We start from the raw sequence: 25,311 nt of genomic DNA on the forward strand, positions 1-25,311 counted from the left end.
CCCCCCCCCCCGCGCCGCTCTCCGGAAAGCCGCGCGTGCCCCTCCACCATGCTTCGCATGGTCCCCCTCCCCCGGTGGGGGAGGACATGACCCCCGCCGCGCGCGTCCAGGCCGCGATCGAGCTCGTCGACCAGATCATCGCCGCCGCCCGCGCGAAGGGCGCGCCGGCGGACCGGCTGATCGCCGACTATTTCCGCGCCCGCCGCTATGCCGGCTCGAAGGATCGCCGCGCGGTGCGCGATCTCGTCTATCGCGCGGTCCGCCTGTGCGGCCCCGTCCCGGCGAGCGGCCGTGCGGCGATGCTGGCGGTGGCGGGGCAGGATGAAGCCATCGCCGCGCTGTTCGACGGCTCCACCCACGCCCCCGCCCCCCGCGCCGAGGGCGAGACGGCGGCCGATACGGGCCTTGCGCCCAAGTGGCTCGCCGCCGCCTTGCGCGCTTCGGGCCTCGGCGGGCGGGAGATCGCCGCGCTGCTGGACCGCGCCCCGCTCGATATCCGGGTCAATGCGCTGAAGGCGGACCGCGCCCGGCTGGACTTGCCCGAAGCGGGCGAATCGCTCCCCAGCGCGCAGGGCCTGCGGTTTCCCACCGGCACCCCGGTCGAACAATGGACCGCGCAAGGTGAAGGCCTTCTCGAGGTGCAGGACCTCGGCTCCCAGCTGATCGTCGAGGCATTGCCCGTGGCGCCCGGCGACACGATCATCGACCTGTGCGCAGGCGGCGGGGGCAAGACCCTCGCGCTCGCCGCGCGCCTCCGTAATGCGGCGAGCCTTGTCGCCGCCGACACCGACAAGCGCCGTCTCGGCAACCTCGCCCCGCGCGCCGCGCGCGCCGGGGCGGCGATCGACCACACCGTGCTGCTCGATCCGGGCCGCGAGATGCATGCGCTGACGCCGTGGCAGGGCAAGGCCGATCACGTCCTCGTCGACGCGCCCTGTTCGGGGAGCGGCACCTGGCGCCGCAGCCCCGAGGCGCGGTGGCGACTCGACAAGGGCGAATTGGCACGCCTCACCGCGCTTCAGGACCACGTGCTCGATGTGGCGGCGCAGCTCGTTCGGCCGGCCGGCAGCATCGCCTTCGTCACCTGCTCGGTGCTCGATGCCGAAGGGCCGGACCGCATCGCCGCCTTCCTCGCCCGCCACCCCGGCTGGCGGGCCGAGCCGCTCGCACTCCCGGTCGGCCGGGCGCGCGGTGCAGGAATTCGGCTCGATCCGCTCCACGACGGGACCGACGGCTTTTTTGTCGCGGCCCTGCGTTCACCATGATAGCATCGCGTGGTATGATCCGCCCGTCCGGTCCACGTTCCCCGGCCTTGAAGGAGCTCCTGATGCGTTTTGCGCCCGCCGCCGCCGCTCTGTCCCTGTGTCTGGCCATGACGGCGAGCATTTCCAGCGCGGGCGCCGGCGGAGCGCCGGACCCGCGCGCGGCGGCGCTCATCGCGCAAGGGCGCGCTGCGCTCGAGGGGGGGCAAGCCGATGCCGCGGTCGACGCCTTCGAGGCCGCGCTCGCGGTCGATCCGGGCCACACCCCGATCCTGGTCGATCTTGCCGAGGCCTCGCGCCTGCAGGGCCTTCAGGGCAAGGCGATCCGCTACTACCGCGAGGCGCTGGAGCGCGATCCCAAGAACTTCGCGGCAATCGCGGGCGAGGGCACGGCGCTGGTCGAGAAGGGCGCGCTCGAGAAGGCCAAGCGCAACCTGGCGACGCTGCAATCGCTGTGCGGGGATCGCTGCCCCGAGACCGTCGCCTTGCAGTCCAGCATCGCGCGCGGCGTGCCGCAAGCGCGGCTCGCGGTCGAGAGCACGGTCGAGAGCGGCCCTGCCGCGAACTGAGGCGTCGGCTTTCCCCTCCTTCGTCAGCGCGAGCCCGGAACGGGCGCGGCGATCCAGGGGCGGAGCGGCTGATCAGGGCGGCAGGTGATGGAATGCCGCGGCCCTGCGGCTCCTCGCAATGACGATCAGATGAATTCCCGGAACTCCTTGAGCACGTCCTCATAGGTCGCGCGCTTGAAGGGGATGATGAGCTCGGGGAGCAGCCCCGGCTCGACCCAGCGCCATGCGTTGAATTCGGGCGGGTTGTGCGCTTCGAGGTCGATGTCGCTGTCCTCCCCCAGGAACCGGCCGAGGAACCAGTATTGCTCCTGCCCGCGATACCTGCCCTTCCACACCTTGCCGATCAGCTCGGGCGGCAGGTCGTAGCGCAAGGCACGCGAGGGGCCGGCGATGACCTCGACCTTGTCCGGGCCGACGCCGATTTCCTCGTGGAGCTCGCGCAGCGCCGCCTCGCGCAGGTCCTCGCCCGGGTCGATCCCGCCCTGCGGCATCTGCCAGTACCCGTGCGCGCTCGCATCGATGCGCTGGCCGACGAAGACGAGGCTGGCGGCGTTCACCAGCATGAAGCCCGCGCAGGGGCGGTAGGGGAGGCTTTCGGGGTCCGTCATGCCCCATTCTCCAGCATGAACTTCATCGCCGCGACGATCCGCTCGACGTCGGCTTGCGTGGAGGGCACTGCTGCGCGAAGATTGGTGAAGGAGTGGGTGACCCCGCGCATCTCGAGGAACAGCACCTCCCGCCCCGCATCGACGAGCGCCTTGGCATAGGCGCGGCCCGAATCCCGGATCGGATCCAGGCTGGCAGTGACGAGGATCGTCGGCGGCGCGTCGTCGTGCCGCCCGAGGATCGGAAAGCCGCGCGGATCGGCGCGGTCGGCACGGTAGCCGGCATCGAACCAGCCCATCGTCTCGGCGGTGAGCAGGAAGCCCTCGCCGAAGGCCTCCATGCTGCGCGAGCCGATCGCGTCGGCGACCAGCGGGAAGATCGGCACCTGGAGGAGGACGGGCACCGCGGCGGGGTTCTGGCCGAGGAGCTGGCCGACCACCACCGTGGCATTGCCCCCGGCGCTGTCGCCGATGGTGACGAGGCCGCTGGCCGTCAGCCCGAGTTCGGCGGGGCTCGAAGCCACCCAGCGCGTCGCCGCCTCGCAGTCGAGGATCGCGGCGGGGAAGGGCGCCTCGGGCGCGCGGGCATAATGCACCGCCACCAGCGGCAGGTCGGCGAGCGCGGCGATTTCGGTGCACAGCGCGTGGTGCGTCTCGAGGTCGCCGATCACGAAGCCGCCGCCGTGGTAGAAGACGATCACCGGGCTCGGCCCCTCGCGGTTCTCGCGCGCATCGTAGAGCCTGAGCGGGATCTCCCCCGCCGGGCCGGGGCAGGCAAGGTCGCGGATCACCGGAAGCGCGCGCGCCGGGCGGTCGGCCAGGTTGTGCAGCGCCTGGTAGGAGCCGCGCGCTTCCTGGAGCGTCAGGTCGGCGAGCTTGGGGCCGTTGACCTGCGCCATCATGTCGAGAAAGGCTTTCATGTCGGGCCGGATGTAGGGTGTTTCGGTCATGCGCTCTCCCGTGTCTGTTGCCGCCAGCGATAGGCGAGGGCGGCGCGCATTTCCACTCGCTTGGACGCTGGAGCCGCGCTAGCCAGCGATGCCATGGACAATCTGACACACAGCCTCGTCGGCGCGGTGCTGGGGCAGGCGGGGCTGAAGCGGACGACCGGTCTCGCCATGCCGGCGCTCATCATCGGTGCGAACCTGCCGGACGTCGATGCGGCGTGCTTCTTCTGGCTCGAGGGCACCGAGCACCTCGCCTTCCGCCGCGGCATCACCCACGGCCCGCCCGCGCTGGTGCTGCTGCCCTTGATACTGGCGGGGCTGCTGTGGGCCTTCGACCGCTGGCAGGAGCGGCGCGGGACGCGGCCCGAGGCGCGGCTGCCGGTGCGCTTCGGCTGGCTCTACGCGATGGCCTTCATCGGGTGCCTCAGCCACCCCTTCTTCGACTGGCTCAACGTCTACGGCATCCGGCTGCTGGAGCCCTTCTCCTCGCAGTGGTTCTACGGCGACACGCTGTTCATCATCGACCCGTGGCTGTGGGCGATGCTGATCGCGAGCATCTGGGTGTCGCGACGGCGGGAGAAGGCGGGGGGCAATTGGGCGCGTGCGGGGCAGGTGGGGATTGCGGCGGTGCTGGCCTATGTTGCGGCCAATGCGGGGCACACCTGGCTCAACCACGAGACGCGCGGGACGATGACCGAGCCCTATCCGCAGGCCTATATCTCGGCCCCTGTGCCCCTTGCCTTCTGGCGGCGCGAGCAGATCGCGCAAGCTTACGACGGGCGCTGGATTTCGAGCGACTGGGACGGCACGGACTTCGGGTATGGCTATGCCAATTCGCAAGCCGTCCAGTGCAAGCTGCCCGACCTCACGGAGCAACGCCGCGCCAACTCCCAGCTCGACGCCTTCCTGTTCTGGTCGCGCGCGCCCTTTGCGACGCGGGCGGCGGACGGCTCGGTGACCCTCTACGACGCCCGTTTCTACGATCCGCGCGCGCGGGACCGGTTCTCGGTCGCGCTGCCGGACGTGAGGTGCGAGGAACTTCCCCGCCCCTAATTCGTCATTGCGAGGCGACGCAGTCGCCGAAGCAATCCAGAGCGGCACCGATGGACTCTGGATTGCCGCGTCGCCTTCGGCTCCTCGCAATGACGAGTGTTTGAATGACCATAATGACCCAACTCGTATGGCTGCGCCGCGACCTGCGCCTGGCCGACAATCCCGCGCTCCACCACGCCGCGCAGCAAGGCCCCCTCGTCGCGGTCTATGTCCTCGACGACGAGAGCCCGAAGCACCATGCCTATGGCGGCGCCTCGCGCTGGTGGCTGCATCATTCGCTGGCGAGCCTTGCGGAGAGCTTGGCGAAGAAGGGCAGCCGGCTGATCCTGCGGCGCGGCAATGCGGTGGAGGAACTGACGAAGCTGGCGCAGGAAGTCGGCGCGACCACCGTCCATTGCAATCGCCACTACGAGCCGTGGTGGCGCAAGGTGCAGGGCAAGCTGGCGGACAAGCTCGACCTGCACTGCCATGACGGCAATTACCTCATGCCGCCCGGCTCGATCACTACTGGGACGGGCGGGCAGTACAAGATCTATACGCCGTTCAGCCGCGCCCTCAGGGCCGAGCTTCCCCCGCGCGACGAGCTTCCGGTGCCCGACAGGCTGGAAGCGCCCGCCGAGTGGCCCGCATCCGACGACCTTGCCTCCTGGAACCTCCTCCCCACCAGGCCCGATTGGGCGGGCGGCCTGCGGGACTTCTGGGAGGTCGGCGAGGCCGCGGCGCACCGGCGGTTGCGCTGGTGGGCCGATCACGTCGAGGACTACCACGACAAGCGCAACCACCCGTCGGAGGACAAGGTCTCGCGCCTCTCGCCGCATCTTCACTGGGGCGAGATCTCGCCGATCCAAGTGTGGCACGCCCACAAGGACCGCACCGGCGAGGGGTGGTCGACCTACGAGGGCGAGCTCATCTGGCGCGACTTCGCCACCAACACCATCTGCCAGTTCCCCGACTACGCCACCGCCAATCACCGCAAGGAGTTCGATCGCTTCCCCTGGCGCGACCCCGCCACGGACGAGCACGCCGCGCGCGACCTTGAAGCGTGGCAGCAGGGCCGCACCGGCTACCCGATCGTCGATGCCGGGATGCGCCAGCTCTGGCAGACCGGGTGGATGCACAACCGCGTGCGCATGATCGCGGCGAGCTTCCTCATCAAGCACCTGCTGATCGACTGGCGCGTGGGCGAGCAATGGTTCTGGGACACGCTGGTCGATGCCGACTACGCCTCCAACGCCACCAACTGGCAGTGGGTCGCAGGCACGGGCGGGGATTCCAATATGTTCAGCCGGATCATGGCGCCGCTCAGCCAGTCCGAGAAGTTCGACGCTGCGCGCTATATCCGCGGATACGTGCCCGAGCTGAAGCACCTCAAAGAACCTGCGATCCACGATCCCGAGGAGCACGGGGCGCGCCCCTCGGGCTATCCGCGCAAGATCGTCCCCCACAAGGCCGCGCGCGAGCGGGCGCTGGCAGCCTTGAAGGCGGTCAAGAGCGGCTGACGGGGGCTTGCCCGCGCGCCCTCTGCCCGCCTATGCACCCCGTCCACACGAGACGAGAGGGTGATATCATGGGTGTGAAGAACGGCATGGTCGCGGGCGCGACAGTGGCGCTGGCGCTGCTCGGCGGCTTCGCGCCGCTCCATGCGCAGACAGCCAGGGATGCGCCCGCGCTCGCGCGCCCGCCGCAATATCCCGAAACGCCGGAAGCCCGCCTCGTCCAGCCCCCGGCGCGCGACCCTTCCGAGCTTCAGGTGCTGTTCTGGTCCGACCAGCAGCGCGCCGAACGCTTCCGCGCGATGGAACAGTGGTTCGCCGGCCACGAGGTCGCCGCGGCCGCGACCCCGCGCGCGTTGCCCAAGGGCAAGGCGCTCAGCCCGGAGCTTCGTGCCGAGATCACCGCGCTGATGACAGCGACCGGCACCGCCGGCGTGATGGTGCTGGCGGATGGCAAGGTGGTCCACGAGGAATATGGCCTCGGGATGGGGCCGCAGGACCGCTGGACCAGCTTCTCGGTCGCCAAGAGCTTCACCTCGACGTTGCTGGGGGCGGCGGTGAAGGACGGTTTCATCGCGAGCCTCGATGATCCGGTGACCAGGTATATCCCGGGCCTCGCCGGATCGGCCTATGAAGGCGTGACCGTCCGCCAGCTCGCCACCATGACGAGCGGGGCGAAGTGGAACGAGGATTACACCGACCCGAACAGCGACGTGGCGAAGACCCAGAGCTTCGTGATCGAGCACGGCGCCGATGCGATCGTCGCACAGATGAAGTCGCTCCCGCGCGAGGCCGAACCGGGCAGCAAGTGGGTCTACAAGACCGGCGAGACCAACCTCATCGGCCTGCTGGTCGAGAATGCGGTGGGCAAGCCGCTGGCCGAATATGCCAAGGCGAAGATCGTCGACCCGGCGGGCTTTGCGGGCGGGCTGTTCTGGATGGTCGATCCACGCGGCGGGAACATCGGCGGGTGCTGCCTCTCGATCCGGCTGTCGGACTATGCGCGCATGGGCCAGTTCGCGCTCGAGGGCGGGAAGGGCGCGGTGCCGGAGGGCTGGTTCGCCGAGGCGACGGACAGCACGGTCGATTTCGGCGACACCGGGTTCGGCTATGGCTACCAGTGGTGGACCTATCCAGGGGGCACCTTCGGTGCGCAGGGCATTTTCGGGCAGGGGATCACCCTGTACCCCGGCCAGCGTCCGGGCGAGGGCGTGGTCTTTGCCTATATCGGCAACTGGAAGAACGCGAGCGGCGGGCCGACGCGGGGCGCGTTCCTCGACCTGGCGCGCAAGGTCGCCGCGAGCGTCGAGCGCTAGGCCGCCCAAAGGAGGTGCTTGCCGGGGGGCAGACCCCCGCCAGACCCCCGCTTGCGGCCATGTTTCACGTGAAACATGGCCGAGGGCGGCGTGCGGTCAGATCACCTGGCGGAAGGTGCCGACGTTGCTGTAGCGCTGCAGGATGTTGTCGTGGACGATCGGGCTCAGGAGCTCGGAAAAGGCGCAGCCGACGATGCAGTTGTCCCACCACACCACCTCGGCCTGAAGTGCCTCGAGCCCGGGCAGGGTCAGCCAGCACATCTGGCCCTCGTGCATCCGGTTGATCGAGGCGGCCGAGAAGCCCGAGATCGACAGGTCGTGCACCACGCTCTGGAAGGCCCGCCCGCCCGAGGCGCGCAGGGTGGCGGGGATGGTCAGGCGGGTGCGCGGCCCGCAGCGGTCTTCCTGCGAGGCAAGGCGGTAGGGATCGGCACTCTTGGGCATCGCTGTGCACCTCGTATCGAAGCAGCGCGGTCTGTCGGGGCGAAGTGGTCCGCTCCGAAATGTGCGCCCGCGATTGCTAACGACAGGTATGCAGGGATGGTAAACGCAGCCGCAAGGATGGGCCGCGCCGTGCGTCAGTCGATACGCTCGCGGTGGAGGCTGTCGAAGCCTTGCTCCAGAAGCGCCACCAGCCGATCCGCGACCACTTCCGGGCCCTTCAGCGTGGCCGGGTCCTCGCCCGGGAAGGCCCGGGCGCGCATCTCGGTGCGGGTCGCGCCGGGATCGATGATCGCGACGCGCAAGGGGCCGAGGTTCTCGGTCTCTGCGGCATAGGTGGCGAGCAGGTTTTCGAAGGCGGCCTTGGTCGCGCCGTAGGCGCCCCAATAGGCGCGCGGGGCGGCGGCGACCGAACTGGTCAGGCCGATCACCCGCCCGGCCTTCGCGACGCGCAGCAGCGGGTCGAACCCGGCGAGCAGGGCCTGGGTCGCGACCACGTTGGTGAGCAGCGCCTGGTTGAACTGCTTGGGCTCGATCTGCGCGGCCGGGGTGAGTTCGGGGAGGTAGGCGGCGGCGAGCACCAGGATGTCGAGCTGCGGCCAGCGCCCGGCGATGGCATCGGCAAGGCGGGTGACGGCATCGGGCTCGGCAAGGTCGAGCGGGGCGATGGTCGATGTGCCGCCCGCGGCGTGGATTGCGTCCTCGACCTCCTCGAGCGCCTTCACCTTGCGCGCAACGAGGATCACGTGCGCCCCTGCCGCGGCGAGCGCCCTGGCGGTGGCGGCGCCGATCCCGCGGCTGGCGCCGGTGACGAGCGCGGTCTGTCCGGTGAGCGGCTTGGTCTGGTCGGTCATGGGGTGTCAGGCGGCTTTCGGATCGGCGAAGGGAAGCTGGGCGGCCCGGGCCTCGGCGAGCGCGAGGTCGGTCAGCGACGTGGGATAGTCGCCGGTGAAGCAGGCATCGCAGAACTGCGGGCAGCCCGTGTTGCGCTTCTCCTGACCGACAGCCCGGTAGAGCCCGTCAATCGAGATGAAGGCGAGACTGTCGGCCTTGATGAATTCGCGCATCGGCTCCAGGTCCATGCGCGCGGCGAGCAGCTTGGAGCGCTCGGGCGTGTCGACGCCGTAGAAGCAGGAATGCGCGGTGGGCGGGCTGGCGACGCGGAAGTGGACTTCGGCGGCGCCCGCCTCGCGCATCATCTCGACGATCTTGAGGCTGGTGGTGCCGCGCACGATCGAATCGTCGATCAGCACGATCCGCTTGCCCTCCACGAGCGCGCGGTTGGCGTTGTGCTTGCGCTTGACGCTCGAATGGCGCGCGCCGTCCGAGGGCTGGATGAAGGTCCGCCCGACGTAATGCGAGCGGATAATGCCGAGTTCGAAGGGGAGCCCTGACTGCATCGCGAAGCCGATCGCGGCGGGCACCCCGCTATCCGGCACCGGCACCACGAGATCGGCCTCGCACGGCGCCTCGATGGCGAGTTGGGTGCCGATCGCCTTCCTCGCCTCGTAGACGCTGCGGCCGGCGAAGACGGAATCGGGGCGGCTGAAATAGACGTGTTCGAAGATGCAGGGGCGCGGGGCCGGGCTGCCGAAGGGACGCACCGAGCGGATCTCGCCGGCGAAATCGACCAGCACCAGCTCGCCCGGTTCGACCTCGCGAATGAAGTCGGCGCCCACCACGTCGAAGGCGACGGTTTCGGAGGCGAAGACGGTCGCATCGCCCATCCGGCCCATCACCAGCGGCCGGATGCCGAGCGGGTCGCGGCAGGCGATCATGCCCTCGGGGGTCATGACGATGAGGGCATAGGCGCCCTCGACCAGCCGCAGCGCATCCACCAGCCGGTCGGCGATGGTGGGGTAACGCGAGGTGGCGACGAGGTGGATGATGACCTCGGTGTCGGAGGTCGACTGGAAGATCGAACCCTTGCTGACGAGATCGGCGCGCAACGCGCCGGCATTCGAGATGTTGCCGTTGTGCGCGACTGCAAAGCCGCCGCTGGCAAGATCGGCATAGAGCGGCTGGACGTTGCGCAGCCCGGCGCCGCCGGTGGTCGAATAGCGGACGTGGCCGGCTGCCATATGGCCGGGCAGGGCGGCGATGGCCTCGGCCGAGGAGAAGTTCTCGGCGACGTGGCCGAGGCCGCGGCTGGCGTAGAATTCCTTGCCGTCGTAGCTGACGATTCCCGCCGCCTCCTGCCCGCGGTGCTGGAGCGCGTGGAGGCCGAGCGCGGTCGCGGCAGCGGCATCGTTGGCGCGGATCGCGCCGAAGATGCCGCATTCCTCACGCAGCTTGTCCCCGTCCGCATCGAGGAAAGGGTGGGTCACATTGAGGGGTGTCATCGGCATCACCAGAGATTGCGCGAGCGTCCCGCCGCCGGGCCATGCCCCAATGGCGATGTGACAGGGCAATTACAAGGGAAAGCACAAGCGGCGTGCCCGGCTTTTTGCCGACCGGAGTGTGACCGCGGCGCGGCTAAGCCGCAGGTAGGCACGACGCGGTTGCGGGTGTATCATTTGCGCACTACAGGCAGCGTTCAGCAACCAACGGGCAACGCTCCACTTCATGCTCTCCCCCTTCGAACGGATGATCGCCAAGCGCTACCTCTGGCCGGGCCGGGGGGAGGCGTTCATCGCGCTCGTCGCCGGGATTTCGGTGGGGGTGGTGATGCTCTCGGTCGCGATGCTGGTGATCGTGATGAGCGTGATGAACGGCTTTCGCGGCGAACTGCTCGACAAGATCACCGGCCTCAATGGCCACGCGGTGGTGCAGGCCTATGGCGGGCGGCTCGACAACTGGCGCAGCGTGCTCGCCAATGTCGAGCGCACGCCGGGCGTGACCAGCGCCTCGCCGATGATCGAAAAGCCGCTCTTGGTCAGCTTCAACGGCACGGTCGAGGCGATCTTCCTGCGGGGGCAGAGCGACAAGGACATCCGCAACCTTGGTGACAAGGTGCTGCTCGGCGACATGAACAGCCTCTATGCCCCGCCGGGCCCCTCGGGCCTCGGCCGCGTGGCGATCGGCAGCCAGCTGGCGCAGAATTTGGGCGTGCGCGTGGGCGACGTCATCACCATCATCAACCCGGCCGGGCGCACCACGCCCTTCGGCACCTCGATCCGCCAGGTCGGCTACGAGGTCGGCGCGATCTTCGAGGTCGGCATCTACACCTTCGACGAGAAATTCGTGATGATGCCGCTCGCCGATGCGCAGACGCTGCTCCTGATGGGGGACTCGGTCGCGCAGATCGAGGTGACCGTCACCGATCCCGACAAGGTGGGCGAAATCCTCGCGCCGGTCGCGCGCCAGCTCGGCGGGCAGGCGATCATCTCGGACTGGAAGACCATGAACTCCGCGCTGTTCGAGGCCTTGCAGGTGGAACGCGTGGCCATGTTCTTCGCGCTTTCGTTCATGGTGCTGGTCGCGGCCTTTAACATCCTCTCCAGCCTCGTCATGCTGGTGCGCGCCAAGACCCGCGACATCGCGATCATGCGCACGATGGGCGCGAGCCGGCGCTCGATGCTCAAGATCTTCGTGACCACCGGCACCACGGTCGGCGCGATCGGCACCGCGGCGGGCCTGCTGCTCGGCGCCGTCGTGCTGTTCTTCCGCGAGCCGATCGTCGATTTCATCGCCTTTGCCACCGGCCAGCAGATCTGGGACCCGCAGGTGCGCTTCCTCTCGACGCTGCCCTCGCGCACCGATCCGTGGGAGGTGCTGGGGATCGTCGCGCTGGCACTGACGATGAGCTTCCTTGCGACGCTCTACCCCGCGCTCAAGGCGGCGAACACCGATCCGGTGCAGGTGCTGCGCTATGAATAGGGGTGCCCCGATCGTCAGCCTCAGGAGCTTGAGGCGCAGCTTCGAGCAGGGCGGGCAGCGCATCGACGTGCTGCGCGGCATCGATCTTGACATCATGCCCGGCGAGATTGTCGCGCTGCTCGGCCCCTCGGGTTCGGGCAAGTCCACCCTGCTTCAGGCGGTGGGCCTGCTGGAAGGCGGCTTCGAGGGGTCCATCGCCATCGCCGGCACCCGCGCCGAGGAGCTCGCCGGGGACGCGCGCACCGAACTCAGGCGCGCGCATCTCGGCTTCGTCTACCAGTTCCACCACCTGCTGCCCGACTTCGACGCGCGCGAGAACGTGGTGATGCCGCAGATGATCCGCGACGTGCCGCGCGCCGATGCAGTCGCGCGCGCCGACAGCTTGCTTGCGAGCCTCGGCCTCGGCGAGCGCCTGACCCACCGCCCCAGCCAGCTGTCGGGCGGCGAGCAGCAGCGCGTCGCCGTCGCCCGCGCGCTCGCCAACCGGCCCACGCTGGTGCTGGCGGACGAGCCGACCGGCAATCTCGACGAGCACACCTCGGACACCGTGCTCGCGCAGTTCCTCGCGCTCGTGCGCGGCGAAGGCAGCGCGGCGCTGGTCGCCACCCACAACGAACGGCTCGCCGCGCGCATGGACCGTGTCGTCCGCCTCAAGGAAGGCGTGCTCATCTAGGTTGGTCTTCAGCGCGCCCAGGCTCGCGCAAGCGGTAGCGCAAAGGAGAACCAGCGATGAGCGACCACCTCAGCACCTTCGGCGGCGGCACCACCCCCTCGGGCGAACAGGCTTGGGCGGACCGCGCGGCTATCGTCCCGGCCGCCCAAGGCGCGCAATTATCCGAGGGCGTGGCGATCCGGCGCGGGACCTTCGCGGAAATGATCCGCCATATCGCGCAGCTTCCGGAAGGCGAGCGCGAGGGCTACGTCATCCAGAAGGCCGGCGATCGCATCTACACCGCCGCTGAAGCGATGGCGCTTGCCAGCGAGCCGGGTTTTCCCGCAAAAGACGGCGGCTAGATTACGCATCCGGGGGCTGCATGACGACCATCGCCGATTTCACCGTGACCACCAACCGCGGGCAGGAGCTCGCGCTCGAGGAGAAGCTCGGCAAGGTGCTGCTGGTGGTCAACACCGCCAGCAAGTGCGGCTTCACGCCCCAGTATGACGGGCTCGAGAAGCTCTACCAGCAGTTCAAGGATCGCGGCTTCGAGGTGCTGGGTTTCCCCTGCAACCAGTTCGGTGCGCAGGAGCCCGGATCAGCCGACGAGATCGCCGAGTTCTGCAAGGTCAATTTCGGCGTCACCTTCCCGCTGATGGCGAAGGTGGACGTGAACGGCGCCGATGCCTCGCCGCTGTTCGACTGGTTGAAGTCGGAAAAGAAGGGTCTGATGGGGACCACCGCGATCAAGTGGAACTTCACCAAGTTCCTGATCGACCGGCAGGGCCGAGTGGTGAAGCGCTACGCCCCGACCGATACGCCGGCCGCGATCGCCAAGGACATCGAGAAGCTGCTCTAGACACCGCCTTGTCAATGCGAGGAGCGTAGCGACGCGGCAATCCATGGATCACCCTGTCCGCCTGCGCATCTCTTTGCCCAGGGATTGCTTCGCCTGCGGCTCGCCATGACGAGATGTCGGAAAAGCCGAGCCACTTGCCTTGGCGAATCCCGTGCTGCACCGCATATTCGCGCCCATGCCCTTCGCCCCCTTCGTTCCCCTGCGCGTGCTGTCGTCCTATTCGATGCTCGAAGGGGCGATCGATCCCAAGGAGATCGCCAAGCTCGCCAAGGAGCGCGGCTTCCCGGCCATCGCGATCTGCGACCGCAACGGCCTCTACGGCATCATGGCCTTCGCCGCCGCCTGCAAGGGCGAGGGCGTGCAGCCGATCATCGGCACCCTGCTGGGCGTGGCGCGGGACGACACCCGCAGCCTCGTCGACTACCTCCCGCTCTTCGCGCAGGACGACGCGGGCTACGACAACCTCTGCCACCTCGTCTCGGCCGCGCACCTCGAGCGCCCGCTCGAGCGAGACCCGCACGTCACCCTCGCCGACCTCGAGGGGCGCACCGAGGGCCTGATCGCGCTGACCGGCGCGGGCGAGGGCGGGGTGACGCGGTTGCTTGCCGAGGGGCAGCAGGATGCGGCTACGCGGCTGATCGAGAAGCTCGAAGCCCTGTTCCCCGGACGGCTCTACATCGAACTCGCGCGCGCGGGCGATCCGGTCTGCGAGCGCGCCGAAGACGCCTTGGTCGACCTCGCCTACGCACGCGATCTCCCGCTGGTCGCCACCAACCCTGCCAACTTCGCCGAACCTCACATGCACAAGGCGCACGACGCCATGCTGTGCATCGCCAATTCGACCCAGATCGAGGCCGATGATCGCCCGCGCTCCAACCCGCAGGCCTTCGTCAAGCAGGCCAGCATGATGGAGGAGGCCTTCGCCGATCTCCCCGAGGCGACCGCCAACACCCTCGTCATCGCCCAACGCTGCGCCTGTGCACCGCCCTATCGCAAGCCGATCCTGCCGAGCCTTGCGGGCGATCTGGCGGGCGAGGCGAAGATGCTGGCGGAGGACTCGCGCAAGGGCCTCGAAGCGCGCCTCGCCGCCTATCCCGAACTCACCGAAGACGAGCGCCGCGTCTATTTTGACCGGCTCGAATTCGAGATCGACGTGATCGTCAAGATGGGCTTTCCCGGCTACTTCCTGATCGTTGCCGACTTCATCAAATGGGCCAAGGAACAGGGCATCCCGGTGGGGCCGGGGCGCGGGTCCGGCGCGGGCTCGGCGGTCGCCTGGGCACTCACCATCACCGATCTCGATCCGATCAGGCTCGGCCTGCTGTTCGAGCGCTTCCTCAACCCCGAACGCGTGTCGATGCCCGACTTCGATATCGACTTCTGCGAAACCCGCCGCGGCGAGGTGATCCGCTACGTCCAGCGCAAGTACGGCGGCGATCACGTCGCGCAGATCATCACCTTCGGCAAGCTCAAGGCCCGCGCGGTGCTGCGCGATTGCGGGCGCATCCTGCAAATGAGCTACGGGCAGGTCGACCGGCTCTGCAAGATGGTGCCCAACCACCCGACCGATCCCTGGACCCTGCCGCGCTCCTTGAACGGCGCCGCCGATTTCAAGCGCGAATACGACAACGACAAGGAGGTGAAGCGCCTCGTTGATCTGGCGATGCAGCTCGAAGGCCTGCCGCGCAATTCCTCGACCCATGCGGCGGGCGTGGTGATCGGCGACCGGCCGCTCGCCAAGCTGGTGCCGCTCTACCGCGATCCGCGCTCGGACATGCCGGTGACGCAGTTCGACATGAAATATGTCGAATCCTCAGGACTGGTGAAGTTCGACTTCCTCGGGCTGAAGACACTCTCGGTGCTGCGGAAGGCCGTAGACCTCCTCGAAAAGCGCGGCATCGCAATCGACCTCGGCGCGCTGCCCTTGGACGACGCGCAGGTCTATCACCTCATGCAGGCGGGCAACACCGTGGGGGTGTTCCAGCTGGAATCCGAAGGGATGCGCCGCACGCTCAAGGCCGTGAAGCCCACCAATTTCGGCGACATCATTGCGCTCGTCTCGCTCTACCGCCCCGGTCCGATGGACAACATCCCGCTGTTCGGCCAGCGCAAGGCTGGGCAGGTGCCGATCGAATATCCCCATCCCAAGCTCGAGGGCATCCTCGCCGAGACCTACGGCATCTTCGTCTATCAGGAACAGGTGATGCAGGCCGCCCAGGTGCTCGCCGGTTACTCGCTGGGTGACGCAGACCTGCTGCGCCGCGCGATGGGCAAGAAGGTGCAGGCCGAAATGGACGCCCAGCGCGGGCGCTTCGTCGAGGGCTGCAAGGCGGTTTCCGACATCCAGCCCAAGCGTGCGAACGAACTGTTCGACTTGATCGACAAGTTCGCGGGCTACGGCTTCAACAAGTCCCACGCGGCCGCCTATGCGCTGCTCGCCTACCAGACCGCGTGGCTGAAGGCGCACTACCCTGAGGAGTTCTACGCCGCCTCGATGTGCTTCGATATGCACCAGTCGGAGAAGCTCAACGTCTTCGTCGACGATGCGCGGCGCTACCCCAACGGGCAGGGCGGGGTCGAAGTGCTGCCGCCCTGCATCAACGCCAGCGAGGCCGAATTCACCGTCGAGCAGACCGATACCGGCTACGCGGTGCGCTATGCGCTGGCGGGCATCCGCAATGTCGGCGAGAAGGCGATGGAGGCGATCGTCGCCGAGCGGCAGGCGAACGGGCCCTTCGCGAGCCTCAAGGACCTGTTCGAGCGGGTGCCGCAGGGCACGATGAATCGCCGCCAGCTGGAGGGGTTGATCTGTGCGGGCGCCTTCGACGGATTGGAGCCGGACCGTGCGCTCCTCTTCGCCAATGCCGAGCACCTGATGGCCGTCGCTGATGCGGCGATCCGCGAAAGATCGAGCGGGCAGGCTGGCCTGTTCGGCGGCGATGCAGGGCCAACCGAGGACCTGCGCTTGCAGCCCTGCGCCGCGTGGACGCGGCCCGAGAAGATGGCCAAGGAGCGCGAGAACTTCGGCTTCTACTTCTCCGCGCACCCGGTGGCGCAGTATCGCGACGTCGCATCGGCCAATGGCGCGCGCACCTACCAGAGCCTGATGGAGGCGGGCGCGCCGCCGGGCGGGCGGGGCACGGCGGTGATGGCGGCGCTGGTCGAGGGCATCACCAAGGCGCGCACCCGCAAGGGCGGGACCTTCGTGCGCGCGGATTTCTCCGATGCGTCGGGCCAGTTTTCGGCCGCCTGTTTCGAGGAAGCCTTGGTGCCCGATTTCGAACGCTGGGCGGCGGCGGGCGAGTGCCTGTTGCTGACGGTCGAGCTGGACGCGCCGAGCCCCGACGAACCGCCGCGCCTCACCGTGCGCGGGGCGCGGCCGCTGGCGGCCGTGAGCGGGTCGACGGCGATGGAACTGAGCTGCGAGATCGCCAGCATCGAGGGCTTGCGCGAGCTCCAGATCGAGCTTGCTGCCGCACGCGGCGACAGGCCTTCCGGTGCGGGCGAGGTGGTGGTGCGCCTCGCGCTCGCCGATGGCGGGCAGGTGCAGCTAAGGCTCGGGCGCCACTTCGTGCTGACCGGCGAACTTGCCGAGCGGCTCGGCGCGGTCGAAGGCATTTCGCGGGTCGCGCTGGCGCCGCTCAGGCGGCGCGGCAATCTCAGGCTGGTGGCCTGATCCCTCGAAGCGAAAGGGGCCGGATTGCTCCGGCCCCTCCTGCTTGTCCTTACATCCCCGAACCCGGGCCGTAGGTCACTTCCACGCGCCGGTTCTGCGGCTCGCGCACACCGTCGGCGGTCGGAACACGCGGCTGGCTCTCGCCGAAGGCCTGCGCCGAGATCGCGCCGCCCGGGACGCCGCGCGAGGCCAGGTAATTCTGGACCGCGCTGTTGCGACGCTGGGCGAGGCCCTGGTTGTACTGCACGCTCCCCGCACGGTCGGTGTGACCGGCGAGCATGACGCGCGCATTGCCGCAATTGGCATAGGCGCTCGCCGCGCTGTTGAGGATGCCGGCCGCTTCGGGCGTGATGTCCGAACGGTCGAAGTCGAAGAACACGATGTACGGGCCGGTGTTGCACGCGGCTTGCGGCGGCGGCGGGGGAGCCTGCACCGGCGGCGGCGGCGGCGGAGCGACCGGCGGCGGGGCGGGCGGGGCGGCAACCGGCTCGGGCTGGCGACGACCGCCGAAGTTGACGATCACGCTGGCGAGCGCCGAGTGCGATTCCAGCCGCGCTTCGAGCGGGGCGTTGTTGAACCCATTGATGTTGAGGTTCTCGACGCGGAAGTAGCGATACTTCAGGCCGACATCGATGTTGTCGGTGACCGGGTAGCGCAGCCCGGCGATGCCCTGCCAGGCGAAGGCCGTTCCGCTGTCGTCGATGAAGTCCGCGCGGCCCGGCACGCCCAGTTCGAAATCGACCCGCGCGATCCCCGCGCCGCCGCCGGCATAGACCTGCAGCCCGTCGTCGCGGCCGAAGTCGATGAGGCCGTTGACCATCGCGCTGTAGGTCTTCTGCGTGCTGTCGGGCCCGAGGCGGGTGCCGACCGGCAGTCCGCCTGTGTTCGGGCCGGTGATGAACAGGGTGTCGTGGTCCTGGTTCTTGTAACCGGCTTCGGCTTCGAGCCGGAAGCGGCCGAAGTCGTAGCCGAGCACCACGTCGCCTTCCCAGCCCGTGCCGGTGTTGATGCGTGCTTCGTTGAGGCTGCCGCGATACGGCTCGTTCTCGACGCGCACCTGGTCTTCGAAGACGATGCCGCCGTTGATGCCGAGATAGGGGCGACCGTCACGCGCTGAGGCGGGCCCGGCGATCGCGACGACGGCGACTCCGCCAAGAAGCAAACATATGTTTCTCATTTCTTTTTCCTTGCAGATAGATCTTTTTTTCACCCGGGAGAGGAGCCGCGATCGATCCCTCGCAACGCGGATTGCCCGGCGGGCGGACTGCAAGCCCGCGGGCATAGGAAATGTTTCATCGGGGTGCGGCGAGGCGTGCCTTCGATTGGCTGAGGTGATTGCCAAGGCGCGGGGCGGGCGGCATGAACGCTTGACCGTCGTCCGCCCGCCAGGACAGGTCGGGCGGACACCAGAAAGGAGAGAGAGCGACAATGGCCATTGCAAGGCTCGGGGCGATGCAGGACTGGACGATGCGGGTAACCGCGGTGATCGATCACGCCGCGCGCGAGGCACCGACGCGCGAGATCGTGAGCCGCTGGGCCGACGGGAGCGAGACGCGCACTGATTGGGCCGGGATCCGCCGCGACGCGCTGAAGATGGCGCAGGCGCTCCAGCGACTAGGGCTGAAGCCAGGCGACAGAGTCGCGAGCCTCGCCATGAACCACGCGCGCCATCTGGTCAGCTGGTACGGCGTCGCGGGGATGGGCGGGGTGCTCCACACTGTGAACCCGCGCCTGTTCGACGACCAGCTCGAATATATCGTCAATCACGCCGAGGACCGGGTGCTGTGCTACGACGCGGCCTTCCAGCCGATCGTCGAGCGCATGAGGAGCCGCTGGCCGACGGTAGAGCACTACATCTGCTACGATTCCGGCGCGCACGCCCCCGCCTTCGAGGACTGGATCGCGGCCGAGGACGGCGATTTCGAGTGGGTCGGCGGCGCCGAGACCGACCCTTGCATGATCTGCTACACCAGCGGCACCACCGGCAATCCCAAGGGTGTGCAATACGAGCACCGCTCGACGGTGATGCACGCGATGGCGGGCCTGCAACCGGCGGCCTTCAACTTCTCGAGCGCCTCGGTGATGCTCCCGGTCGTGCCGATGTTCCACGCGGCGAGCTGGGGGCTGCCCTATGCGGGCGCGATGGCGGGGATCAAGTTCGTGTTCTCGGCAGTGAACGATCCGGCGGTCCTGCACGAGCTGATGCTGCGCGAGGGCGTCACCGACTCTGCGGGTGTGCCGACCGTGTGGCTTGCGCATTTCCAGTATTGCGACGCGAACGGCCTCGACCTGCCGCCGCTCAAGGCCGCCACCATCGGCGGTTCGGCGGCACCGCGCTTCATGATCGAGCGGCTGCTGAAGAACGGCACGCGCGTGCAGCACGCCTGGGGCATGACCGAGACCAGCCCCATCGGCACGGTGGGCGGGCCGACCTGGGACTGGGACAGCCTCAGCCTCGAGGAGAAGGTCGAGAAGGTGGCGATGCAGGGCCGCCCGATCTTCGGCGTGCAGCTGCGCACCGTTGACCTCTCGGACATGACGACCGAGCTGCCGCGCGACGGCAAGACCTCGGGCGCGCTCCAGATCCGGGGGCCGTGGGTGATCCGCCGCTATTTCAAGGCGGAAGCCGATGCGACCAACAACGACGGCTGGTTCGACACCGGCGATGTCGGCATCCTTCACCCCGACGGCACGCTCCAGCTCACCGACCGCACCAAGGACGTGATCAAGTCGGGCGGCGAGTGGATCAGCTCGGTCGAGCTCGAGAACGCCGCCTGCGGGCATCCGGGCGTGGCCGAGGCGGCGTGCATCGGCATCTATCACCCCAAGTGGGACGAGCGCCCGGTCCTCTTCGTGGTGAAGAAGGCTGGCGCCGATGTGACCGCCGAGGACATCCTCGAGCACCTCAGGCCCCAGATCGCCAAGTGGTGGATGCCCGATGCGGTCGAGTTCGTCGACGACATCCCCCACACCGCCACGGGCAAGATCAGCAAGAAGGACCTGCGCGACCGCTTCGCGGACTACACGCTTGCCTGACCTGCGCGTCCGGCCTGCGCGGGAGGGCGACGCGCAGGCCATCGCCGCGATCTATGCCTGGCACGTGGCGAACGGCACGGCGACCTTCGACACGCTCGCACCCGATGCCGGGGCGTGGGCGGAGAAGCTCGCCGATTTCGCCGCGCGCGGGTTTCCCTTCCTTGTCGCCGAGCGGAGGGGCGCGGTCGTCGCCTATGCCTATGCCGCGCGGTTCCGCGACCGCGCCGCGTATGCGCATACCTGCGAGGACAGCATCTATGTCGCCCACGCGGCGCGGGGGTCAGGGATCGGCAGCGTTCTCCTGCCTGCGCTGATCGATGCCGCGCGGGCGAGCGGGTTCGAGCAGATGATCGCGGTGATCGGCGGGGGCGAGCCCGCCTCCGTGGCGCTCCACGCCCGCTGCGGCTTTGTCCACGCCGGGCGGATGCGCAATGTCGGCAAGAAATTCGGGCGCTTGCTCGATACCGTTTACATGCAGCGTGATCTCAGTGAGGAGCACCCCACGCCATGACCTGCGAGGCCTTTATTGACCCGTCGCCCGCGAACTTCCAGGCCTTCAAGGACCTGCCGCGCGACCAGCCGATCAATATGCTGAACCTGCTGCTCTACCGGGACATCGCCGAATATCCCGAAGGCCACGAACACGCCGGCAAGGGCTGGAGCGGCAGGCGCGCCTATCAGGAATACGGCACCACCAGCGGACCCATCTTCCGCCGGCTGGGCGGCGAGATCCTGTGGCGCGGGCGGTTCGAGACCATGGTGACAGGGCCAGAGGGCGAGCGCTGGCACGATGCCTTCATCGCCCGCTATCCCGATGCCGGCGCCTTCTTCGCGATGATCAAGGACCCGGAGTATCAGAAGGCGGTGGTCAATCGCACGGCCGCGCTGGTTGACAGCCGGTTGGTGCGTTTCGCCCCGGGCGAGCCGGGGGAGGGCTTCGGCTAGGCCGCCGGCGGCGTCTCCGGCTCCCCGTAGAGGTAGCCGAAGAAGTCGACCACCGAGGCGAACCACAGCCGGATCTGGCCCGCATAGTTCTCGCGGGTGATCCCTCCGTCGGCGATGATGTACATCCTGACCGAGATCGTGCCCTCCTCGTCCAGATAGGCACGGCCGAAATTCTCATTGAAATTGTAGGTGTTGATCGCCGCCTGGATCTGCTCGGCGGTCGTGCCGTCGGCGGGCGTGAAGGTCGCGAGCAGCGAGGCGCCGAGGCACTTCTTCTTCTTCGTCTCGTCCTCGCAGGCGAGCAGCAGGCCGTCGGCGATCACACCGTCGTCGAAGGTGAAGTCGATGCGGTCGCTCTCCGGCTGCGCCGGGGCGACGGTCGCCCCCGCATCGCGCAGCGCACGTTCGAACTCGGCGCGGGAGAAGGTCTTGAGCACCGTGGCCATTTCCGCCCGTGCCGCCGTACCGGGGCCCGCAAGGGCGACGGCGGCCGCGGCGGCGATGATGAACTTGCGCATGGAACCCTCTGAAACCCTTCGGCTGTCCCCGCCCTTATCACAGGAGCGCCAATTGGCCATCCGCAGATGGCGGGCAGAAGCGCGACGTGTCGAGCGCAAAGCGCGCCCTTGCGATCCCCGCCTTGCGGCAGGCGACGGCGAAGCGCGCGCGGATCAGGTCGGCCCACACGCCCTTCGGATTGAAGCGGCTGTGAAAATTGGGATCATTGTCCCGCCCCCCGCGCATTTCGCGGACGATCCCCATCACCTTGCCCGCGCGGTCCGGGAAGTGGACGGCGAGCCATTCGCGGAACAGCGGGGCGACCTCATGGGGGAGGCGCAACGGGATCCAGCCGACGCTTTGCACCCTCATGGCGCCGACGCGAGCGACGATGCTTTCGAGGAATTCGTCGGTGATCGCCGGGATGATCGGGGAGATCGAGCAATGGACCGGCACCCCCAGCTCCACCAGTTTTGCCAACGCCGCCAAGCGCTTGCCCGGTGCAGCGCAGCGCGGTTCGAGCTTCGCCGACAGCGCCGGGTCGAGTGTTGTCACCGAGATTGCCACCGCGACGAGGTTCTCCCGCGCCATCGCCGCGAGGATGTCGGCATCGGCCAGCACCCGGTCTGACTTGGTGGTGATCGTGACGGGGTGGCGGGTTTCGAGGCACACCTCCAGGATCTGGCGGGTCAGGCGCCAGTCACGCTCGATCGGCTGGTAAGGATCGGTGTTCGTTCCCAAGGCTATGGGCTTTGGAACATAACCCTTTTTCGCCAATGTCTTCCTCAGCAGCGCGGCCGCCTCGGGCTTGGCGAAGAGCCTGGTCTCGAAATCGAGGCCGGGGGAGAGATCGTGGTAGGCATGGGTCGGCCGGGCGAAGCAGTAGATGCAGCCGTGCTCGCAGCCGCGGTAGGTGTTGACCGACCGGTCGAAGGGGACGTCGGGGGACTGGTTGAATGTGAGGATCGTCTTCGGGCGCTCCTCGGTCACCGTCGTGCGCAGCTTGATGGGCGGGCCGTCCAGCATCGCGACATGGTCGCGCCAGTCGCCGTCGACCTCGCGGCTTGCCAGCCCGAAGCGGGTGGGGACCGCCCCCGATTGCGCACCGCGACCTTTGACCGGCGAATGTTCCACGTGAAACATTTAGGGAACAAAACCCCCGTCGCCAAGCGAAATCGCCGCGCAAGCGGGGGTCTGGAGGGGGGCTAGGCAGGGTCTGGCGGGGGCCTGGAGGGGGCTGGGCGGGGTCTGCGACATCCTTGGCGCCAGCTTTCGCGGGGCTGACGAAGGATGGCCTCAGACTTCCCGCAAGCGGGGCATCAGGTCGACGAAGTTGCAGGGGCGGTTGCGGCTGTCCAGCTGCTCGGCAAGGATGCCGTCCCAGCCGTCCTTCACCGCGCCGTTCGATCCGGGCAGCGCGAAGATGTAGGTGCCGCGCGCCACCACCGCCATCGCCCGCGATTGCACGGTGCTTGTACCGATGCTCTTGAACGAGAGCCAGCGGAACAGCTCGCCGAAGCCGGGGATCTCGCGCGCGCCCGCAATCATCGCCAGCGCCTCGGGCGTCACGTCGCGGCCCGTGAGGCCGGTGCCGCCGGTGCTGACCACCGCATCGACCTCGGGATCGTCGATCCACGCGTCGAACTGCGCGGCAAGGAGAGCGGCATCGTCCTTGACGATTCCCCGCGTCGCCAGCACGTGCCCGGCGCCCGTCACCCGCGCGGCGAGAATATCGCCCGACGTATCGGTCTCGGGCGTGCGGGTGTCGGAGACCGTCAGGACGGCTATGTTGATCGGCTTGAACGCCAGCCGCGTGTCGACCGCCATCAGCGCTCGAGGCTCGCCGAGCGGGTCGCGGCCGCGCGCGGGAATTCGGGCCAGCGGCCCTGCGCCAGCGCGCGGCGGCTCTGCGAGGGCACGCCCGCGGCGCGCTCGTACATCCAGTAGTTGCGCATCACGATCGCCACGTAGCCGCGCGTCTCCCAATAGGGGATCGATTCCATCCACAGCAGCGGATCGCCCTGGTCGTTGATCTCGCCGTTCCAGCGCCCGACCGGCACCAGGCCGGCGTTGTAGGCGGCCATGATCTTGGGGAGCGTGCCGCCGGTCGCAGGGGAATCGCGCAGCATCTCCAGATGGCGCTGGCCATAGGCGAGATTGACCTGCGGATCATTGAGATCGCTGTAGCTCGCCCCGAGGCCCAGCCGCCCAGTATGGTCCTTGGCCGCCGCCGGCATGATCTGCATCAGGCCGCGCGCATTGGCCGGGCTCACCGCGTCGGCGCGGAAGGCGGATTCCTGCAAGGCATGGGCAAAGGCCAGCGCCGGGTCGACCTGCCAGCCGCCGACCGGCTGCCAATAGGCGACCGGGAAGCGCAAGGCGGGATCGCTCGACGCGCCGTAGGGGGCGTTGTGGGCCATGAACAGCTGGGCCTGCGGCAGGCCGAGCTCGCGGGCGAGTCGCGACAGGGCGCCGAACTGCGATGCCGGGCCGATCTTCGCTTCCTGGCGCAGCACCTCGTCGGCAAGGGCGGGCCGCCCGATCTCCATCAGCGCCACGGCCACGCGGACGTTGCTGCGCCCCGCGAGCTGGTTCCAGTCGGCCGGCCCGAAAGGCTGCGGCGGGGCGTGCTGGGGCAGTTCGATGCCGAGCTGGTCGGCGGCGAGCATCCCGTAAAGCGTCTCGTCATAGCGCGCGGCGGCGCTGAGGTGCTGCTGCGCCGTCCCCGGCTCGCGGCAGCGCACCGCGGCGCGCGCCGCCCAGTAGTGACCGGCGGTCAGCAGCTCGACATTCGAGGCACGCCCTGCGACCCGTGCAAAGGCCTCCTGCGCGAGCGCGCAGTGGCCCATGCGCCACGCGGCGAGCCCTTCGACCCAGGCGCCTTCAGCGACCCATTCGCCCGTCCCTTCCGCGACGGTGCGCGCGAGTTCGAGCGCGGCATTGTCCTGGTTCTCGATGTAGTAACTCCAGGCGACGCGCTGGCGCCACTCGGCGCGGGCATCGCTCGACAGGAAGGGATCGACTTCGGCGAGCAGCCGCTGCGCCTCGAAAGGGTTGTCGGCCTTTACCGCGGCGAGAATCGCGCTCGCCGTGGCGGCGGGCATGGTGCCGTCGTTCACGGTGCGCGGCAGGATGCGTTTGGGGGCATAGGGCTGGCGGGCGAAGCCCTGTTGCTGGGGAAGCGGGGGGAGGGCGACGAGACCGCGCTTGGCCCCCATGCGCGCGATCTGTTCGGCCTGCGGCAGGTCGGTCCCGGCGTTGAACCACTCGGCGAGCCGCTCGGGCGGGATCTTCGGACTGCGGGCGTGGGTGAAATAGAGCGCGAGGGCGATCTGGTTGAGTTCGCCGCTCGGCCGCTGGGCGAGCAGGGTCTCGACCATGTCCCACTGTTCGCTGTCGATCGCCGCGAAGAGCTGGCGGTAGAGCGTGCGGTCCTCTTGCGAAAGCACCGCCGCCACCGCCCGGTCGGCAGGCACCGCGCCGTTCCAGCGCGCGACCAGCTCAACCGGCTGGGCTGCGGCGGGCAGCGGCAGGGCAAGACCCGCCACCGCCGCCGCCGCCAGCGCCGCCCGTCGAACCATCGGGGCGGCCTTCAAACCTTTGGCGACCATTCCATCCATCTCCGCCAGAACCGGCGCTTGAGCCGGGGCACATCCATCATTGCGTCGAGCGTTTCGCTGACCATGACCGGCGTCTTGCACGCGGTCTGGTTGATTTCACGTAAAGCATGGTTTGGCGCCGGTTCAAGACCGGCGCCGAGCATCGCGGCAAGCCCGGTTCCGAAAGCAACCACCCGCTGCGGCCGGGCGAGCGCGAGGTGGTGCGCGGTGACGGCGTCCCAGCCGCTTCGGGCGAGCGCGGCAAGGTCCGCCATGGGCGTGTGGCAGGGCAGCGCCGAGGCGATATAGGTGTCGCTTTCCGACAGGCTCATCGCGGCGAGAATTGCGGCGAGCAGGCGGCCCTGCGGCCCCGACAGCAGCCGCTCGCCGTCGCCCGCCTCGGGCTGGGGGACGAGCACCATCAGCGCCGCGCCCGGTGCCCCGCGCGGCGGCACCCGGGCGAAGGCGGGGGAGGGGGCAAGGCCGGGGGCGTCCAGCCACCAGCGGCGGAAGGCGTCGAGATCGGCCGGGGGCGATT

The 25,311-nt window shown here is 68.7% G+C and carries 24 protein-coding genes; 13 read left to right on the top strand and 11 right to left on the bottom strand.

What is annotated here, in order from left to right; all coding sequences use genetic code 11:
- The first annotated feature begins 86 nt into the window (after window positions 1–86).
- Both OPU67_RS15295 and OPU67_RS15300 read left to right on the top strand, forming a co-directional pair.
- Entirely contained in the window at window positions 87–1,265 is a 1,179-nt protein-coding gene (locus tag OPU67_RS15295; protein WP_267621165.1) for an RsmB/NOP family class I SAM-dependent RNA methyltransferase, read from the top strand.
- A 62-nt stretch (window positions 1,266–1,327) separates the two neighbouring features.
- Entirely contained in the window at window positions 1,328–1,831 is a 504-nt protein-coding gene (locus tag OPU67_RS15300) for a tetratricopeptide repeat protein (RefSeq protein ID WP_267621166.1), read from the top strand.
- Window positions 1,832–1,956: 125 nt separating this feature from the next.
- Here OPU67_RS15300 and OPU67_RS15305 read toward each other — a convergent pair whose 3' ends face one another.
- A complete protein-coding gene (locus tag OPU67_RS15305; protein WP_267621167.1) occupies window positions 1,957–2,439 on the bottom strand; it encodes an RNA pyrophosphohydrolase in 483 nt (160 codons plus the stop codon).
- Window positions 2,436–3,386 carry an alpha/beta hydrolase gene (locus OPU67_RS15310; RefSeq protein WP_267621168.1) on the bottom strand — a complete coding sequence of 317 codons (951 nt, stop codon included), beginning with the start codon at window positions 3,384–3,386 and terminating at the stop codon, window positions 2,436–2,438. Before OPU67_RS15310 ends, OPU67_RS15305 begins: the two co-directional genes overlap by 4 nt.
- 93 nt (window positions 3,387–3,479) lie before the next feature.
- On the opposite strand from OPU67_RS15310, the gene OPU67_RS15315 reads away from it, so the two are divergent.
- From OPU67_RS15315 to OPU67_RS15325, 3 genes are all read left to right on the top strand, one after another.
- The gene (locus OPU67_RS15315; RefSeq protein ID WP_267621170.1) at window positions 3,480–4,436 is read left to right on the top strand and encodes a metal-dependent hydrolase; all 957 of its coding nucleotides are present in this window, start codon (window positions 3,480–3,482) and stop codon (window positions 4,434–4,436) included.
- A 113-nt stretch (window positions 4,437–4,549) separates the two neighbouring features.
- Entirely contained in the window at window positions 4,550–5,935 is a 1,386-nt protein-coding gene (locus OPU67_RS15320; protein ID WP_267621172.1) for a cryptochrome/photolyase family protein, read from the top strand.
- A gap of 68 nt (window positions 5,936–6,003) precedes the next feature.
- A complete protein-coding gene (locus tag OPU67_RS15325; RefSeq protein ID WP_267621174.1) occupies window positions 6,004–7,245 on the top strand; it encodes a serine hydrolase domain-containing protein in 1,242 nt (413 codons plus the stop codon).
- 96 nt (window positions 7,246–7,341) lie between these two features.
- Here the strand turns inward: OPU67_RS15325 and OPU67_RS15330 are convergent, their stop codons facing one another.
- The 3 genes from OPU67_RS15330 to purF all read right to left on the bottom strand — a co-directional run bounded on the left by OPU67_RS15330 (window position 7,342) and on the right by purF (window position 10,034).
- Window positions 7,342–7,689 (bottom strand): PilZ domain-containing protein, encoded by a 348-nt coding sequence (locus OPU67_RS15330; RefSeq protein ID WP_267621176.1) that lies wholly within the window; start codon window positions 7,687–7,689, stop codon window positions 7,342–7,344.
- Window positions 7,690–7,823: 134 nt separating this feature from the next.
- Complete coding sequence (locus OPU67_RS15335) at window positions 7,824–8,540, bottom strand: SDR family NAD(P)-dependent oxidoreductase (RefSeq protein ID WP_267621178.1); 717 nt, start codon at window positions 8,538–8,540, stop codon at window positions 7,824–7,826.
- 6 nt (window positions 8,541–8,546) lie between these two features.
- The gene (gene purF / locus OPU67_RS15340) at window positions 8,547–10,034 is read right to left on the bottom strand and encodes an amidophosphoribosyltransferase (protein WP_267621180.1); all 1,488 of its coding nucleotides are present in this window, start codon (window positions 10,032–10,034) and stop codon (window positions 8,547–8,549) included.
- A gap of 217 nt (window positions 10,035–10,251) precedes the next feature.
- Between purF and OPU67_RS15345 the strand changes: the two genes are divergently transcribed.
- From OPU67_RS15345 to dnaE, 5 genes are all read left to right on the top strand, one after another.
- Entirely contained in the window at window positions 10,252–11,505 is a 1,254-nt protein-coding gene (locus OPU67_RS15345) for a lipoprotein-releasing ABC transporter permease subunit (RefSeq protein ID WP_267621182.1), read from the top strand.
- The gene (locus OPU67_RS15350) at window positions 11,498–12,178 is read left to right on the top strand and encodes an ABC transporter ATP-binding protein (protein ID WP_267621184.1); all 681 of its coding nucleotides are present in this window, start codon (window positions 11,498–11,500) and stop codon (window positions 12,176–12,178) included. The genes OPU67_RS15345 and OPU67_RS15350 overlap by 8 nt, the downstream gene beginning before the upstream one ends.
- Window positions 12,179–12,234: 56 nt before the next feature.
- The gene (locus tag OPU67_RS15355; RefSeq protein WP_267621186.1) at window positions 12,235–12,519 is read left to right on the top strand and encodes a hypothetical protein; all 285 of its coding nucleotides are present in this window, start codon (window positions 12,235–12,237) and stop codon (window positions 12,517–12,519) included.
- Window positions 12,520–12,539: 20 nt separating this feature from the next.
- On the top strand, window positions 12,540–13,019 hold the full coding sequence (locus OPU67_RS15360; RefSeq protein WP_267621188.1) for a glutathione peroxidase: 480 nt from the start codon (window positions 12,540–12,542) through the stop codon (window positions 13,017–13,019).
- A 175-nt stretch (window positions 13,020–13,194) separates the two neighbouring features.
- Complete coding sequence (dnaE, locus tag OPU67_RS15365; protein WP_267621190.1) at window positions 13,195–16,695, top strand: DNA polymerase III subunit alpha; 3,501 nt, start codon at window positions 13,195–13,197, stop codon at window positions 16,693–16,695.
- Window positions 16,696–16,744: 49 nt separating this feature from the next.
- Here the strand turns inward: dnaE and OPU67_RS15370 are convergent, their stop codons facing one another.
- On the bottom strand, window positions 16,745–17,872 hold the full coding sequence (locus OPU67_RS15370) for an OmpA family protein (RefSeq protein WP_267621192.1): 1,128 nt from the start codon (window positions 17,870–17,872) through the stop codon (window positions 16,745–16,747).
- Between the two features lie 251 nt (window positions 17,873–18,123).
- On the opposite strand from OPU67_RS15370, the gene OPU67_RS15375 reads away from it, so the two are divergent.
- Genes OPU67_RS15375 through OPU67_RS15385 form a run of 3 tightly spaced genes read left to right on the top strand, consistent with a single transcriptional unit; the run spans window position 18,124 to window position 20,676 of the window.
- On the top strand, window positions 18,124–19,731 hold the full coding sequence (locus tag OPU67_RS15375) for a long-chain fatty acid--CoA ligase (RefSeq protein WP_267621194.1): 1,608 nt from the start codon (window positions 18,124–18,126) through the stop codon (window positions 19,729–19,731).
- Window positions 19,724–20,242, top strand: coding sequence for a GNAT family N-acetyltransferase (locus tag OPU67_RS15380; RefSeq protein WP_267621196.1), 519 nt, complete (start codon window positions 19,724–19,726; stop codon window positions 20,240–20,242). The genes OPU67_RS15375 and OPU67_RS15380 overlap by 8 nt, the downstream gene beginning before the upstream one ends.
- Complete coding sequence (locus tag OPU67_RS15385) at window positions 20,239–20,676, top strand: DUF1330 domain-containing protein (protein WP_267621198.1); 438 nt, start codon at window positions 20,239–20,241, stop codon at window positions 20,674–20,676. Before OPU67_RS15380 ends, OPU67_RS15385 begins: the two co-directional genes overlap by 4 nt.
- On the opposite strand, the gene OPU67_RS15390 is transcribed toward OPU67_RS15385, so the two are convergent.
- The 5 genes from OPU67_RS15390 to OPU67_RS15410 all read right to left on the bottom strand — a co-directional run.
- Window positions 20,673–21,194, bottom strand: a complete 522-nt coding sequence (locus tag OPU67_RS15390; protein ID WP_267621200.1) for a YbjN domain-containing protein — start codon at window positions 21,192–21,194, stop codon at window positions 20,673–20,675. The two genes, OPU67_RS15385 and OPU67_RS15390, sit on opposite strands and share 4 nt — an antisense overlap.
- A gap of 37 nt (window positions 21,195–21,231) precedes the next feature.
- Window positions 21,232–22,317 (bottom strand): PA0069 family radical SAM protein, encoded by a 1,086-nt coding sequence (locus OPU67_RS15395; RefSeq protein ID WP_267621202.1) that lies wholly within the window; start codon window positions 22,315–22,317, stop codon window positions 21,232–21,234.
- 153 nt (window positions 22,318–22,470) lie between these two features.
- Complete coding sequence (moaB, locus tag OPU67_RS15400) at window positions 22,471–23,001, bottom strand: molybdenum cofactor biosynthesis protein B (RefSeq protein ID WP_267621204.1); 531 nt, start codon at window positions 22,999–23,001, stop codon at window positions 22,471–22,473.
- Window positions 23,001–24,755, bottom strand: coding sequence for a lytic transglycosylase domain-containing protein (locus tag OPU67_RS15405; RefSeq protein ID WP_267621206.1), 1,755 nt, complete (start codon window positions 24,753–24,755; stop codon window positions 23,001–23,003). The genes moaB and OPU67_RS15405 overlap by 1 nt, the downstream gene beginning before the upstream one ends.
- A gap of 11 nt (window positions 24,756–24,766) precedes the next feature.
- A partial coding sequence (locus OPU67_RS15410) for a uracil-DNA glycosylase family protein (protein WP_267621208.1) occupies window positions 24,767–25,311 on the bottom strand: 545 nt, incomplete at its 5' end.

Source organism: Erythrobacter sp. WG (genome assembly GCF_026586795.1).
In the GTDB taxonomy this organism is placed as follows: Bacteria; Pseudomonadota; Alphaproteobacteria; order Sphingomonadales; family Sphingomonadaceae; genus Erythrobacter.

Coding starts and splice junctions, on each gene's coding strand:
- OPU67_RS15295 (WP_267621165.1), top strand. CDS start 87: ATGACCCCCGCCGCGCGCGTCCAGGCCGCGATCGAGCTCGTCGACCAG.
- OPU67_RS15300 (WP_267621166.1), top strand. CDS start 1,328: ATGCGTTTTGCGCCCGCCGCCGCCGCTCTGTCCCTGTGTCTGGCCATG.
- OPU67_RS15305 (WP_267621167.1), bottom strand. CDS start 2,439: ATGACGGACCCCGAAAGCCTCCCCTACCGCCCCTGCGCGGGCTTCATG.
- OPU67_RS15310 (WP_267621168.1), bottom strand. CDS start 3,386: ATGACCGAAACACCCTACATCCGGCCCGACATGAAAGCCTTTCTCGAC.
- OPU67_RS15315 (WP_267621170.1), top strand. CDS start 3,480: ATGGACAATCTGACACACAGCCTCGTCGGCGCGGTGCTGGGGCAGGCG.
- OPU67_RS15320 (WP_267621172.1), top strand. CDS start 4,550: ATGACCCAACTCGTATGGCTGCGCCGCGACCTGCGCCTGGCCGACAAT.
- OPU67_RS15325 (WP_267621174.1), top strand. CDS start 6,004: ATGGGTGTGAAGAACGGCATGGTCGCGGGCGCGACAGTGGCGCTGGCG.
- OPU67_RS15330 (WP_267621176.1), bottom strand. CDS start 7,689: ATGCCCAAGAGTGCCGATCCCTACCGCCTTGCCTCGCAGGAAGACCGC.
- OPU67_RS15335 (WP_267621178.1), bottom strand. CDS start 8,540: ATGACCGACCAGACCAAGCCGCTCACCGGACAGACCGCGCTCGTCACC.
- purF (WP_267621180.1), bottom strand. CDS start 10,034: ATGCCGATGACACCCCTCAATGTGACCCACCCTTTCCTCGATGCGGAC.
- OPU67_RS15345 (WP_267621182.1), top strand. CDS start 10,252: ATGCTCTCCCCCTTCGAACGGATGATCGCCAAGCGCTACCTCTGGCCG.
- OPU67_RS15350 (WP_267621184.1), top strand. CDS start 11,498: ATGAATAGGGGTGCCCCGATCGTCAGCCTCAGGAGCTTGAGGCGCAGC.
- OPU67_RS15355 (WP_267621186.1), top strand. CDS start 12,235: ATGAGCGACCACCTCAGCACCTTCGGCGGCGGCACCACCCCCTCGGGC.
- OPU67_RS15360 (WP_267621188.1), top strand. CDS start 12,540: ATGACGACCATCGCCGATTTCACCGTGACCACCAACCGCGGGCAGGAG.
- dnaE (WP_267621190.1), top strand. CDS start 13,195: ATGCCCTTCGCCCCCTTCGTTCCCCTGCGCGTGCTGTCGTCCTATTCG.
- OPU67_RS15370 (WP_267621192.1), bottom strand. CDS start 17,872: ATGAGAAACATATGTTTGCTTCTTGGCGGAGTCGCCGTCGTCGCGATC.
- OPU67_RS15375 (WP_267621194.1), top strand. CDS start 18,124: ATGGCCATTGCAAGGCTCGGGGCGATGCAGGACTGGACGATGCGGGTA.
- OPU67_RS15385 (WP_267621198.1), top strand. CDS start 20,239: ATGACCTGCGAGGCCTTTATTGACCCGTCGCCCGCGAACTTCCAGGCC.
- OPU67_RS15390 (WP_267621200.1), bottom strand. CDS start 21,194: ATGCGCAAGTTCATCATCGCCGCCGCGGCCGCCGTCGCCCTTGCGGGC.
- OPU67_RS15395 (WP_267621202.1), bottom strand. CDS start 22,317: ATGTTTCACGTGGAACATTCGCCGGTCAAAGGTCGCGGTGCGCAATCG.
- moaB (WP_267621204.1), bottom strand. CDS start 23,001: ATGGCGGTCGACACGCGGCTGGCGTTCAAGCCGATCAACATAGCCGTC.
- OPU67_RS15405 (WP_267621206.1), bottom strand. CDS start 24,755: ATGGTTCGACGGGCGGCGCTGGCGGCGGCGGCGGTGGCGGGTCTTGCC.